13 protein-coding genes are annotated in these 13872 nt (G+C 59.2%); 12 read left to right on the top strand and 1 reads right to left on the bottom strand.

Annotated elements, in window-relative coordinates; genetic code table 11:
• Positions 1 to 40: 40 nt before the first annotated feature.
• From MHK09_RS07255 to MHK09_RS07295, 9 genes are all read left to right on the top strand, one after another.
• Positions 41 to 232: a ubiquitin-like protein Pup gene (locus MHK09_RS07255; RefSeq protein WP_005329640.1), complete on the top strand. Its 192-nt coding sequence runs from the start codon at positions 41 to 43 to the stop codon at positions 230 to 232.
• Between the two features lie 38 nt (positions 233 to 270).
• Complete coding sequence (gene pafA / locus MHK09_RS07260; protein WP_250413135.1) at positions 271 to 1650, top strand: Pup--protein ligase; 1380 nt, start codon at positions 271 to 273, stop codon at positions 1648 to 1650.
• A gap of 36 nt (positions 1651 to 1686) precedes the next feature.
• Entirely contained in the window at positions 1687 to 2673 is a 987-nt protein-coding gene (locus tag MHK09_RS07265; RefSeq protein ID WP_250413100.1) for a helix-turn-helix transcriptional regulator, read from the top strand.
• Positions 2674 to 2675: 2 nt separating this feature from the next.
• A complete protein-coding gene (locus MHK09_RS07270; RefSeq protein ID WP_150851347.1) occupies positions 2676 to 3632 on the top strand; it encodes a helix-turn-helix transcriptional regulator in 957 nt (318 codons plus the stop codon).
• Positions 3633 to 3729: 97 nt separating this feature from the next.
• Complete coding sequence (gene tatA / locus MHK09_RS07275) at positions 3730 to 3993, top strand: Sec-independent protein translocase subunit TatA (protein ID WP_005324774.1); 264 nt, start codon at positions 3730 to 3732, stop codon at positions 3991 to 3993.
• Positions 3994 to 4101: 108 nt separating this feature from the next.
• Positions 4102 to 5196, top strand: coding sequence for a twin-arginine translocase subunit TatC (tatC, locus tag MHK09_RS07280; protein WP_005324772.1), 1095 nt, complete (start codon positions 4102 to 4104; stop codon positions 5194 to 5196).
• Positions 5197 to 5217: 21 nt separating this feature from the next.
• Positions 5218 to 8034 (top strand): DEAD/DEAH box helicase, encoded by a 2817-nt coding sequence (locus tag MHK09_RS07285; protein WP_250413101.1) that lies wholly within the window; start codon positions 5218 to 5220, stop codon positions 8032 to 8034.
• Positions 8035 to 8066: 32 nt separating this feature from the next.
• Positions 8067 to 9194 carry a M24 family metallopeptidase gene (locus MHK09_RS07290; RefSeq protein WP_005324769.1) on the top strand — a complete coding sequence of 376 codons (1128 nt, stop codon included), beginning with the start codon at positions 8067 to 8069 and terminating at the stop codon, positions 9192 to 9194.
• Positions 9194 to 9940, top strand: coding sequence for an SDR family oxidoreductase (locus MHK09_RS07295; protein ID WP_005324768.1), 747 nt, complete (start codon positions 9194 to 9196; stop codon positions 9938 to 9940). The genes MHK09_RS07290 and MHK09_RS07295 overlap by 1 nt, the downstream gene beginning before the upstream one ends.
• Positions 9941 to 9954: 14 nt before the next feature.
• On the opposite strand, the gene MHK09_RS07300 is transcribed toward MHK09_RS07295, so the two are convergent.
• Positions 9955 to 10740, bottom strand: a complete 786-nt coding sequence (locus MHK09_RS07300; RefSeq protein WP_005324767.1) for a hypothetical protein — start codon at positions 10738 to 10740, stop codon at positions 9955 to 9957.
• An 85-nt stretch (positions 10741 to 10825) separates the two neighbouring features.
• Here MHK09_RS07300 and MHK09_RS07305 point away from each other — a divergent pair, with 85 nt between their 5' ends.
• From MHK09_RS07305 to MHK09_RS07315, 3 genes are read left to right on the top strand one after another with little or no spacing between them, the layout of a single operon-like run.
• Positions 10826 to 11428, top strand: coding sequence for an FxsA family protein (locus tag MHK09_RS07305; protein WP_005324766.1), 603 nt, complete (start codon positions 10826 to 10828; stop codon positions 11426 to 11428).
• Positions 11428 to 12957, top strand: coding sequence for an apolipoprotein N-acyltransferase (gene lnt / locus MHK09_RS07310; protein ID WP_005329610.1), 1530 nt, complete (start codon positions 11428 to 11430; stop codon positions 12955 to 12957). Before MHK09_RS07305 ends, lnt begins: the two co-directional genes overlap by 1 nt.
• 5 nt (positions 12958 to 12962) lie before the next feature.
• Positions 12963 to 13856, top strand: coding sequence for a polyprenol monophosphomannose synthase (locus tag MHK09_RS07315; RefSeq protein WP_005324764.1), 894 nt, complete (start codon positions 12963 to 12965; stop codon positions 13854 to 13856).
• The last annotated feature ends 16 nt before the right edge of the window (positions 13857 to 13872 follow it).

Here is a 13872-nt window from a genome sequence, read left to right on the forward strand (position 1 = left end):
CAAGCAATTAGGCAGAAGCCAAAGAAAGGACTTCCTCCCTATGTCTACTCACCAGTCCCAGGTCACTGGCGGCAATGGCGGCGATGACTCCACCGGAGATGAGGAATTTACCTCTACGCAGCTGAGCATCAACACCACCGGCACCGATGAATTGCTCGATGAGATCGATGGGCTGCTAGAAAACAACGCCGAGGAATTCGTGCGCTCTTATGTCCAAAAGGGCGGGCAGTAAGGGTGAGTGACCAGCACCCTGTCTTCGCCCGTCGCATCATGGGCATCGAGACGGAATATGGCTTAACCACCAGCGCGGGCCCAGGAGAACGCGCCCTGAGCCCCGATGAAGTGGCGCGCGTGCTTTTCCGGCCCATCGTCCAGGAACATTCTTCCTCTAATATCTTTTCCACCAACGCGAGCCGCCTGTACCTCGACGTCGGATCCCACCCCGAGGTAGCCACCGCCGAGTGCGATAGCTTGAGCCAGCTTCTAGCCTATGAATGCGCTGGCGATGCCATAGTCAACCGGCTGGGCGAACAAGCAGAGCAGGCCTTTGCCGCCGAGGGGCACCCGCGCGCGGTGTACCTGTTTAAAAACAACGTGGATTCAGCCGGAAATTCCTTTGGCTGCCACGAAAACTACCTCATCAGCCGCCACATGGTGCTCAAGGATTTGGGGCTGGCGCTTCTTCCGTTCCTTATTACCCGCCAGCTCATTTGCGGCGCCGGCATGATCCAGCCCGCTAAGGGCGATAAGCCGGCCCAATTCCTGCTCTCGCAGCGGGCAGACCAGGTCTGGGAAGGCGTGTCTTCTGCCACCACCCGCTCGCGCCCCATCATCAATACCCGGGATGAACCACACGGCGATTCCAAACGCTTCCGCCGCATGCACGTCATCGTGGGTGACTCCAATATGTCCGAGCCCACCATGGCGCTCAAAGTTGGCTCGACGCTGCTCATCTTGGAAATGCTGGAGGCAGGATTTGAGTTGCCGGAGTTCGACATCGACAAGCCCATTCACCATATTCGCGCCATCGCGCGCGATATGACGGGGTTGACCGAACTACCACTCGCAGGAGGGGGATCCGTCACCGCGTTCGAGGTCCAACAGCAACTGTGCCAGCGCGCAACCCAATGGTTGGAAGAACGCGAAGACGCCGGAACCCCCACGGCAGAAATGCGGCGCGTGGTTGACCTCTGGCAGCGCACGCTGCACGCCATTGAGACTCAAGACTTCTCCGGCGTGGACCGAGAAATCGACTGGGTCATTAAATTGGGACTGCTCGAGCGCTACCGCGCACGGCTGGGCGGTCACTGGGACCACCCCAAGCTCGCCCAGATTGATATGACCTACCACGATATCCGGCCGAGCCGCGGGCTCTACCATGTCTTGCTGCACAAGGGCCTTATCGAACGCTGGATCACAGACTCCGAAATCGAACGAGCCATGGACACAGCGCCTGCCACCACCCGTGCTGCGCTGCGCGGCCAGTTCCTTGCCGCTGCGCGCAGCCTCGGGGCCAACGTCACCGTTGACTGGACGCGCCTCAAGGTCAACCGGCCTGAGCCACGCACCGAAGAGCTCCTAGACCCCTTCGTGGCCAACGATGATCGGGTCGAGGCGTTGCTAGACTATATGCGTCTACACCACAGCTAGAAGCATACGAGCAGCACCAGGGAGACAACACAACACGTGGCAGCACACAACCCCGCGCCGAAACGGCATGATGAGGCGGTAGAAAGACTTACCAACCTCTCTTTCGCGCTACAGGGCGCCGCAAACTCCGGCGGTAGCCCGGACCGCACCGCCTCCTGGATTCGCCGTCATGTAGCAGGATACGGCGATAAGTCAGATGAAGCCTTCGCCAAATCTCTGGCACGAGATATCGCAACCCTCCAGCGCGCCGGGGTGCCCATTGTGCACTCAGGCGGCGAAGACGGGGCGCGCTATCGCCTCGACGCGAGTAATTATCAGCTACCGCCGGTAGAATTTTCCCCAGAAGAGGCCATGGTTTTGGGCATCGCTGGGGGAGTAGGCACAACTGGAGGCCTGAGCGATTTCTCCTTGTCCGGTTGGACCAAGATTGCCGCCAGCGGCGCCTCCCGCAACCTCGCAGGCGCACCGGTTTACACGGCGGTCAATGACATCACGCGACTCGCCCCAGAAATCATCACCGCGGTGCTCGCTGCGGTGCGCAATCAGCTGCGCATTACGTTTTCCTACCGTGCTAATCCGGCTACTGAGCCGGTACGCCGTGTCATGGACCCGTGGGGAGTGGTCAACCGGGACAGTCGCATCTACATCGTGGGATTCGATGTGGACCGCAACGAACCGCGCGTCTTTCGCGCCCTCCGCGTCTCTGACATCAAACGCTCGCACGATCCCGCGGAGCACCCCAATCCAACTGAAGACCTGCAGGTGCTAGTAGAGCGCGCACTGCAACGAGGGGAAAAGATCGACGCCCGCCTGGTCATCCCAGAGGGGCAGGCGCGAGAGCTTTTAGATGCCGGAAAGCCACAACCCGATGGCACGGTGCTGCTGCAGAAGGTAGAAAAGGACTGGCTCGTGCGGACCGCGGCCGGCTATGCCCCAGAGGTACAGGTGCTCGAACCAGCCGGGGTCCGCCAAGAGGTCATCTCCCTTTTGCGCATGGCGTCACAATCGCAGGAGGAAGGCTAGTCATGGCTGACGGATCACTAAAGCTTCAGGCGCTCGTGCGCTCTTTAAACCTGATTCCATACTTCAAAAATCACCCCGACAAGACGCCCATGGAAGCGGCCAAAGATTTGGGTATGGATCCTGGCGAATTGAAAGAAGCCCTCGATCGGCTCTTTTGTTCCGGCACTGGGCGCAATACCGAGGATCTCATTGATCTCACCTTCAGTTATCGCGATGGGGTAACCATTCACAACGATCAGGGCTTGAGCCAAGCGCTGCGACTTACCCCGACGGAAGCCGGTGCTTTGCTCCTTACCTTGGAGTCCTTGCAGGCGATGCCCGGGCTAATCGACGCCCACGCTGTCGAATCCGCAGCCGCTAAGCTGCGCGGCATCATGGATGAAAAGACAGTCGCCATCTATGAGTCGCTGTCTACTCCAGCCCCTGAAGAGACGGATATCCAGGCGCTTTTGACCCAAGCCGTCAATGAAAGAAAGCGGGTACGGCTGCGTTACTGGAGTGCTTCCTCAAATGCTGAATCCGAGAGGGTGGTGGACCCAGCCCGCATTTTCATCGTCGATTCCGAGCCTTACTTGGCCGCTTGGGAGGAAGCAAAGCAAGCGCATCGCACCTTCCGCATCGACCGCATTAGTAAGGCTCGTATCGTGGAGGAAAAATCCCAGCCGCACCTGAAAGATCTCGACTTTGATGCCGCATCACCCTTTAATTTGGGCGATGCGGACACCGTGCAACTAGCAATTAACCAAGAATTCACGTGGCTGGCTGAGTATTACGATATGCGGCTGGGTGAAGACTTAGGAAATGGGGAAGTAGCTGCAACGATGCCTATGGGATCAGTGGATTGGCTTATTCGCTTTGCCCTTGGTCAAGCTGATAGGTTGCGGGTAGTGGCTCCTCAATCCGTAGTAAACCTCATTGCGGAGCGAGGAAACACCGCGTTGAGCGGCTATACTCAGTAGCCAGTTACTTGCCCGTTCACTGCGCCCGCCCGCCGGCACATAAGTTGGCGGTGATGCTTTCCGGCATGCTGGTGCACTAGTTGAAAGAGGTTTCTCCATGAGCCTAGGACCTATGGAAATCGGCCTGATCGTTCTTGCCATCGTCTTGCTTTTCGGTGCAAAGAAGTTGCCGGAATTGGCACGCTCTATTGGCCGTTCCGCGCGCATCTTCAAGTCTGAGGTCAATGAGATGCATTCCGAGGATGCCCAGCGTTCTCAGTCTCAGGCGCAGCTGAACCAGAAGCAGCAGTCCGATGAGGAATTCTGGAACCGACCAGACATGCAGCCGGGCCAGCAGAACAACACCAATACTCAGCAGTAAACGCCCCTAACCTGTCGTCGCGCGAACACCCCTGCAGCGCGCGGATATGCACCCGCAATCCGTGCGATAGGGAAGTGTTCGCTTCTTTGCGTTGAAAGAGCCACACTGATGTCGTCACAGTCACAGCCTCTATCTCCCCAGAAGGCAAGCAAGAGCGTGAAGGGTAAGCTGCGCTTTTCGCGCAAGCAGAAAAACCCTACTGGGGAGATGACCTTGGTGGAGCACCTGCAGGAGCTGCGCCGCCGCATCATTATTTCCGTGCTAGCGGTTGTCGTCGGGGCCATCATTGGGTTCATTTGGTACCAGCGAGCACCATTCGGGCTGTCTCCGTTGGGTGAAATTCTACGAGAGCCGTATTGTGCGCTGCCCCCCGATAAGCGAGCATCCTTCAGTGCGGACGGCGAGTGCCGACTATTGGCCACCAGCCCGTTTGAAATGCTCCTGTTGCGCCTAAAAGTAGGTGCCTTGGCCGGCACCGTATTGTCTTCTCCGGTGTGGCTGTATCAGGTCTGGGCCTTCGTTGTGCCAGGTCTCCATAAGAACGAGCGCCGCTACACGTTGAGCTTTGTCAGCGCCGCGGTGGGCCTATTCGTTGCCGGTGCCGTGCTGGCCTATTTCATCTTGTCCGTGGGTTTGGAATTCCTCATGGGTATCGGCGCCGAGTACCAAACAGCGGCCCTGACCGGTGAGCGATATTTCTACTTTCTCCTGGCCCTGCTGCTCATCTTTGGCATCAGCTTTGAAATCCCACTGCTTATCGTGTCCCTGAACCTTATTGGCGTGCTCGAGTATGAACACGTCAAAGACAAGCGTCGCATCATCATTGTCGTCGTGATGATTTTCGCCGCCTTCGTCACCCCAGGCCAGGATCCTTTCTCGATGGTGGTACTGGCTGGTTCACTCATCTTGCTCATCGAGATCGCATTCCAGTTCTGCCGCCTCCACGATAAGCGCATGCAGCGCGAACGCCCCGAGTGGATGGATCTCGATGATGAGACTGCTTCGCCGCTTGGCGCTGCACCACAAGCCGTTGGAGGGCCAACTCCTGTCGAGGCGCCGAGCAGAGTAAGCCCTTCACCGGGACCCTCTCAGCCCGTTTCACATCCAGTACAACAGGCACAGCAGCAGCCGCAGCAGACGTGGACCACCGGTGGCAAGAACGCTCCGTCGACAAGCGGCGGCTTTTTCGACGATGTCCTTTAGGCACGGGTAGCCTGGGGAGTCATGACTGAAACTCATCTGGATTCTTTTACCGCAGCCCTGCCATACCCGTTGGATGAGTTCCAGGTAAAGGGCTGCCAGGCCGTGGAAAACGGTCACGGCGTACTGGTCTGCGCGCCGACTGGCGCCGGCAAAACCATCGTGGGTGAATTTGCGGTTTCCTTGGCACTGAGCCGGGGAACCAAGTGCTTTTATACGACGCCGATTAAAGCCTTGAGCAACCAGAAGTACCACGACTTGGTGGAAGAGCATGGCGAAGAAGCCGTAGGCCTGCTCACCGGTGATGTATCGATCAACTCTGACGCTGAGATCGTCGTCATGACCACAGAGGTGCTGCGCAATATGATTTACGCAGAATCCGCGGCCCTCGATCGCTTGACCCACGTGGTCATGGATGAGATCCACTTTTTGGCTGATGCCTCCCGCGGCGCAGTGTGGGAAGAGGTCATCCTCAACCTCGCGGATCATGTCTCCATCATTGGCCTATCTGCTACCGTGTCCAATTCGGAAGAATTCGGCGATTGGCTTTCTACCGTGCGCGGCGATACCACCGTCATCGTCTCCGAACACCGCCCAGTTCCGCTCGACCAATGGATGATGCTGGGGCGCAAGATTTATCCGCTCTTCGAGCCAGAATCTGGCGGCCAGGTCAACGCCGAGCTAGAGCGTAGGATCCAGCGCCTCGAAGCCGGCGATACGGACGATGGTCGCGCGGACTATAAGTCCAGCAAAGGTTTTCGCGCCCGCGCCCGTCACAAGGGCGGCGGACGCAGCGAATTCCACGGTAAGGGAAGGGGACGCTCCGGCGCCGCCCGGCAGCAGGATCGCTATCGCCCCTTGGGCCGCCCAGAGGTATTGAAGGTATTGCAATCGCAGGACATGCTTCCGGCGATCACCTTCATCTTCTCCCGTGCAGGCTGCGATGGCGCTCTCTATCAGTGCCTGCGCAGCCGGATGGTGCTTACCTCCCAAGAGGAAGCACAGCAGATTAAAGACATTGTCGATGCGGGTGTGGAAGGTATCCCTGAAGAAGATCTGCAGGTTCTAGACTTCAAACGCTGGCGCGAAGCCCTGTCCCGTGGCTTTGCCGCGCACCATGCAGGTATGCTGCCCGCCTTCCGGCATATCGTGGAAGACCTATTCGTACGCGGGCTCGTCCGCGCCGTGTTCGCAACCGAAACCCTTGCTCTCGGCATCAATATGCCGGCGCGCACCGTGGTGCTAGAAAAGCTCATTAAGTTCAATGGTGAGGCGCACGTCGATCTCACCCCAGGCCAGTACACGCAGCTGACTGGCCGGGCAGGACGCCGTGGCATCGATACATTGGGCAATGCAGTTGTGCAATGGGCACCCGCCATGGATCCGCGTCAAGTAGCTGGCCTTGCTTCTACCCGTACGTATCCTCTCATTTCCACTTTTGCACCGGGTTACAATATGGCGATCAATTTGCTGGGAATGCTTGGTTTCGAGGAATCTCTCCGCCTTTTGGAAAAGTCCTTCGCACAGTTCCAGGCCGATGGCTCCGTCGTGGAGGAAACTCGCGAGATTGAACGCGCCGAGCATCGCGTGCGAGAACTGCGCAACCAGCTCGATGATGCCGTGGCGTCGCTTGCACCACCTGCTAAAGACGGGGAAGATCCCGCCGAGGTTCTCATGGACTATGTCCGCCTGCGCCGCGAGCTCACAGCGGAAGAAAAGCAATCAAAAATCGATAGTGCCAACCAGCGCAACCAAGAGGTGATTGCGGTACTGGGACGCCTGCAGCTGGGCGATGTTATTGCCATGCCCGGCAAGAAGCGTCCAATTCTCGCCGCGGTTGTTACTCCCGCTAACCAAACCGCGGATCCCCGCCCGTGGATTACCACTGAGTCCGGGTGGTCGGGACGTATCGATGCAGCCGGAATCAATAACCCACCGATCCAAGTCGGTAGCATCAAGATCCCCAAGCCGGTGCGCAAGAATCCGCGCCGCAATACCCGATATGTGCAGGATGTCTTGCACCGCGAACACTTTGACCGTCCTAAGCGCATGAAGTCGCACACCCGCGCCCGGCCTAATAAGCGAGTGGGGCAGTTGCGCGACGCACTGCGTGGTCATCCAGCTCACGATTGGCCGGCTACTGACCGCGAACAGCTGGCGGGCCTGGCACAAAAGCTTGCACGGCGCGAGCGCGATCGGGACAAGCTGCAATCCAAGGTCAATAAGGCTACGGATACATTGGGCCGCACCTTCGAACGCATCGTGGATCTCCTCGCTGAGATGGACTACGTCGAGTTCACCGGGGCTGGCGCGGACCGCACGCCGGTCATCACCGAAGAAGGCGAACGCCTTGCCAAAATTCACAGCGAATCCGATTTGCTCGTTGCCCAATGCCTCAAGCGCGGAATTTGGGATGAACTCGATCCCGCAGAGCTTGCCGGCGTTGCCTCCCTGTGCTGTTTCGAAAACCGCAAGGCCACCAGTGGGCAACCGGAAGCTGCCACCGAGCGCATGGCTGACGCTATGAATGCCACGTGGCGCGTGTACACCGAACTTACCGCTGATGAGCAGCGCCACCGGCTGCCGCCCACCCGTGAACCAGAGGCCGGATTCGCTTTGGCTGTACACCAATGGGCGGCCGGGGCGCCCTTGGGCTACTGCATGGCTGCGGCCAATGAAGCCGGGGCCGAACTCACCCCGGGTGATTTTGTCCGTTGGTGCCGCCAAGTCATCGACCTGCTGCAACAAGTGGCTAAAACGGGGTACGACGGCGAGATTCAACGCAACGCCCGCCGAGCCATCGACGCGATTCAGCGCGGTGTCGTAGCCATTGGCGCCTAATATCCGCGGCGCGGACGAGTAGACTCTGGGGCATGACTGATACTCAGACTTTTTCCGCTGATGTCTACGCCCAGCGTCTGCACGCCGCCCAAAAGGCGGCTGCAGACAAGGGCATCGATCTGCTCCTCATTGGCACGGGGCCAGACTTTGCCTACCTCACCGGCTCCTGGGTCTCTTCCCACGAACGTTTGACGGTCTTGGTTGTGCCGCAGCAGGGCAATGCATGGATCGCCGCGCCCAATACCGATATCACCGATATCAAGGCTGCTCCAGTAGGTGAGCTGGATGTAGAGTTGCGTGGCTGGAATGACGGAGAAAATCCTTATGAGTTTGCACTGCGTGGCGCAGGCGACGGACTAGGCAAGGTAGCGCTGGGACAGTCGCTGACTGCAGACCACGTGCTGCGTTTCCAAGCGCTGCTTCCACACGCCAGCTATGAACTGGCCACTTACGCGCTGGCCGAACTCTTTACCCGCAAGGATGAGGCTGAGATTGCTGAGCTGCGCAAGGCTGGCCATGCCATCGACGCAGTCCACGCGCAAGTTCCACAGCTTTTGCAGGCCGGCCGCACCGAAGCCGAGGTGGCCCACGAACTGGAAAAGCTCATCCTGCAGGAGCACTCTGTTATCGATTTCGTCATCGTCGGATCGGGCCCGAATGGCGCCAACCCGCACCATAGCTTTTCGGATCGCGTGTTGGCTGAAGGTGAGCCGGTGGTCGTCGATATCGGAGGCACTCTGCCTTCCGGCTACCACTCCGATTGCACCCGCACCTACGTAGTGGGCGGGGATATTTCCACGGCCCCGCAGGATTTCCAGGATGCCTATGCCGTGCTTGCCGACGCCCAAGCTGCCGCCCGCGCCGCAGCCCACCCCGGCAGCACCGCCGCAGACATCGATGCCATCACCCGCCAGGCGATCTCGGCAGCCGGTTGGGGCGACTACTTTGTCCACCGCACCGGACATGGCATCGGCCTGTCCACGCACGAGGAGCCTTTCATCATGGAAGGCAACGATCTCGCCTTGGAAGAGGGCATGGCCTTTTCCATTGAGCCGGGTATTTACTTGGAAGGCAAGTGGGGCATGCGCTTGGAAGACATCGTGGTGCTGACCAACGATGGCTACGAGTCCCTCAACCAAGCTCCGCGTGACGTCCGTTAATGGCTGGCGTACTAATTCTGGGTGGCCGTAGCGATATCGGCGGAGAAATCGCTAGGAGAGTAGCCCCAGGCCAAGACATTGTGCTCGCCGCTCGTGGCACCCACGGTATGGAAGGCGTGGAAGGCCGGCTCCGGGCGGCGGGTGCGCGCAGCGTCCATCTGCTTGATTTCGACGCCGCAGATTTTCCGTCCCACACCGGTGTGGTTGAGCGTGCCATAGAGCTGGCAGGCCCCCTTGAGCTTGCTGTCGTCGCCTTTGGCATCTTGGGCGATCAGCAGCGGGCGGAACGCGATGCTTCCCACGCGGTCGACATCGCCACAATCGATTATGCCGCGCAGATTTCACTGCTTACACTCGTTTCCCAGCGTATGCACCGCGGCCATATCGTCGCCTTTTCCTCGATAGCAGGCTGGCGGGCCCGCCGGGCAAACTACGTGTACGGGTCTACCAAGGCCGGTCTTGATGCCTTCTGTCAGGGGCTGGCGGACAAGCTGCACGGCAGCCAGGTAGGCCTTATTACCGCACGCCCTGGCTTTGTCATCGGCAGCATGACCGAAGGAATGAAGCCGGCGCCGCTTTCCGTGCGTCCGGCAGATGTGGCTGAGGCAGTTGTCGGCTGCATTGCCCGAGATGCACGGCGCGGTAAGCCGCGTTCGCGCACCGTGTGGATTCCTCGCGCCCTCCAGTGCCTCGCGTGGGTCATGCGGCTTGTACCGCGCCCAATCTGGCGGCACATGCCGCGCTAAACCTTGCGCTCTTTCTACTCTGCGCGCAGCAGGGGAGAGTTGATATCGAAGATAAAACCGCGCGGGGCGAGTACGCGCAGTACCACTTCGGCGTCGCCCTCGGCAATATTGTGAAAGACTAATCCGCCCCACGGGGTGACGGTGATGTCAACCTCTAACTGGCCGATGAGCTGCGCAAACTCAGCAGGGATGGCGCCGCGGTGCACGCCCGCCCCCAGATCTACAACGCCCGCAGGCAAATGATCATCTAACCAGCCAATAGGGCCTGGTTCTGCCAGGGCGGAGGCATCATGCTCTAGGGATTCGGTGCCTTGGAGGGCCTCCTCATAGTGGTGGGCAGCAGCCTGTGGAGTCAGTGGGGCCGAGGGGGCGTCGCCAAGCGGGGAACGCTCAAGGCGCAGGGCACCGTCCCCGTCGATGCTAAGGCTGACTGCTGCTGCGCCGGTCGGTACGTCGTCGTGGGCAATGACGGCAATCCCGGGACCGCCTTCCGCCGCTTCCAGCTCAGCCGCGATGTCCTGGGCCGTGTGCTTGGCCTCCGCCGACAAAGGCGAAGCCAGCACCGGCATCGCCGTGGCGCGCAATCGCAACTCCTGGAGCTGCTGATTGAGCGCCTCCGCATCCTTAATACCGCGCAACTCGATTGCGGAGAACCGGTCGATGTAGACATACCCATCCGCAACAGCACTGGCGCACTGCGCCAAAGTGACCCAATCCTGGGCATGGGTGCTGCCGCCGGCAACGTGGATGCGGATGCACGTGCCGTACTGGGGGTCTTCAAAAAGCGCAGGAGTAAACATGCGCACTAGTTTAACCTGCCGCGGCTGCAGCCTCGCGCATGAGTGTTGCCAGCACTTTATCAGTCTGCCTCGTTAGACTGAGGCCATGCCGTTTATGTATTTTGCTCTCTACATGGTCGCAGAGACCCTGACTTTTTGGGCCGTCTCAAAATGGATCGGCGTTGGCTGGGCGCTTATCGCACTCTTTGTCACCATGTTCTTCGGAATGTCCATCGCTGGCCTTGAAGTGCGCCGCTTGATGGGAAAGCAGGTCGAACGCACAGGGGACGGTACATACGTCGTTCACGCCGGCAATGTGGGCAAGACCGCCAGCAATGTGGGCCTTACCTTGGTAGGCGGCATGTTGCTTTCTTTGCCGGGCTTCTTGACGACGATCCTCGGAGCCCTCTTTATCTTCTCGCCGACCCGCGCCGTCTTGCGCACGGTGCTAGCGGCCTCCTTGTACCGCAAGATCGAAAACATGGGCGTTAAGATCTACGAGGCCACCCCAATGGCACAGCAGCACGACTCTTATGGCGACTTTGGCTCCTTTGGTCGTGGCCAAGCAACACAAAGTGGGCACCCCAGCATGCAGGATGCTGGCCCGCATGAAGTGTTGGATGAGGAAGAGATCCGCCGTTGGAGCGAGAACCTGGATCCAGATGACTTCGGACCCTCCGGTGGCGAGTCCAAGGGCGGAAAGAGCTAGTGGTGCTAACTCTTGCCCGCCTCGTAGTGGCGGGCCTTTCCGGTCTGCTCACATATGCCGCCATAGAGCCCCGTGGCTGGTGGTGGGCTGCCATTGTGGGCGTGGGCTTGCTGTACGCGAGCTTGCTGCCGTGGGGAACTAGGCACGTTACCGCCCGTGTGGGCGCGCTTCTTGCAGTCGCGCATTCGCTCGTGCTGTACCTGCTGACGCTGCCATGGATCGGCGAATTAGTGGGCAGTGGGCCATACATCGCTTTGGCTATATGGCTTTCGGTATACGCGATTCTACTGGGCATTGGCGGCGCGGCAGTAGCGCGGTGGAAATACGGTTTTATTGCCTTCCCGTTCTTCTACCTCGCGGTGGAGGTGTTGCGTTCTTCGGTACCTTTCGGCGGTTTTTCTTGGGTGAAATTGGCTTGGGGACAAATCGACGGACCGCTAGCCAACCTGGCTCCGTGGGGTGGAACCTCGCTCATTACCGCAGCCACGGTTCTGTGCGGTTGCGGTCTCGCTGCACTGCTGATTCAACGCGGATGGAAAGCCAAAAGCGCCGCATTCTTAGCAGCTATCCTTCCCCTTGCAAGCGCAACGGTGGCAGGTCTGGGAATCAACCGAGACGATTCCACTGTCGGGGAAGCAAAGGTTGCCGCTATCCAAGGAAACGTACCACGCATGGGCCTAGACTTTGCCGGGCAACGCCAAGCGGTCCTTAACAACCACGTGGCTGAGACAAAGAAGCTGGCCGCACGCGACAAGGACATTGACCTAGTCATCTGGCCCGAAAACTCCTCTGATATCAACCCATTCCGTGACGGCAAGGCAGCCTCGGCGATCAGTGGCGCCGTCGATGCGATAGACGCACCTGTTTTGGTTGGCACCGCTACGCGGGATGAGGTGGGAGCCCGCAACACAATGCAGGTCTTTGCTCCCGGGCATACGGTAGGAGACCACCACTATAAGAAGTACCTGCAGCCCTTCGGTGAAACCATGCCCATGCGGGACTTCTTTGCCAAATTTTCTGACTATGTGAATCTAGCCGGTGACTTCAAACCCGGCGACGGCCCAGGCGTTGTCTCCATGGCGGGAGTGCCGGTAGGCGTGGCAACGTGCTACGAGGTCTCCTTCGATAACGCCTTTAGGGAGTCGGTGAAAAATGGTGCACAACTACTGACTACTCCCACCAATAACGCCACCTTTGGCTATTCCGATATGACCTACCAACAATTGGCCATGAGCCGATTGCGCGCCATGGAGACGGACCGAGCCGTGGTGGTGGCGGCGACCTCTGGAGTATCCGCCATTGTTCACCCAGATGGCCACGTTAGCCAGTCCACGGAGATTTTCACGCCGGACGCGTTAGTAGAGCAGTTGCCCTTGCGTAGCGGAGAGACCTTTTCCGTGAGGTTTGGTTCGCCCCTGCAATGGCTCATGGTTATTATTGGAACAGTCTGCGCACTGGTAGCTTTGCGCACAAACCGCCTGCGACGCACCCCGCGCCGCTCCGGCACAGATACATACGTAGGAGCATAAACACTGTGAGCACGCTTGAATCCTCGACCTTGGTCATCATCCCGACCTATAACGAGATCGAAAATCTTCCTCTCATTACTGGACGCGTCCGTGAGGCCGTCCCAGAGGTCCATATCCTCATCGTGGACGATAACTCTCCCGATGGAACTGGTGACAAGGCCGATGAGTTCGCAGCACAGGATGACCACATCCACGTTCTTCACCGCGAGGGCAAGGGCGGTCTGCTAGGCGCTTATATCGCCGGCTTTGAGTGGGGATTGGAGCGCGACTACCAGGTGCTGTGTGAGATGGATGCAGACGGCTCCCATGCGCCGGAACAGCTTCACCTGTTGTTGGAAGAGGTGGACAAGGGCGCGGACCTAGTTATCGGCTCCCGCTACATTCCGGGTGGCGAGACCGTCAACTGGCCGGCTTCTCGTGAGTACCTCTCCCGCTTGGGCAATATTTACATCTCCGTAGCGCTGGGCGCTGGGCTGTCCGATATGACCGCCGGCTACCGTGCGTTCCGCCGCGAGCTGCTCGAGTCCATCGACTTTGATGAGCTGTCCAAGGCCGGCTACATCTTCCAGGTCGATTTGGCCTTCCGTGCCGTCAAGGCTGGCTTTGACGTTCGCGAAGTTCCCATTACCTTCACCGAGCGCGAATATGGCGAGTCCAAGCTGGATGGTTCCTTCGTGAAGGATTCTTTGCTCGAGGTCACCAAGTGGGGCGTTGCTCATCGCGCTGAGCAGCTGCAGGACTTTGGCGGCGCGGTGTCCAAGTTGGTCAACCGTGAAGTCAAGGACGGCTCCATTCATGACCTAGGCGTTCAGGCCCGTAAGGGCGCCGGCTGGGTTTCTGACTTCGCCAGCGAGATTGGCCATCTGGCAAAGCACCAGATTGCGCAGCTGAAGAAGTAGGCGCCACCGCAACGCA

This window comes from Corynebacterium tuberculostearicum (assembly GCF_022347235.1).
Lineage (GTDB): Bacteria > Actinomycetota > Actinomycetes > Mycobacteriales > Mycobacteriaceae > Corynebacterium > Corynebacterium tuberculostearicum_F.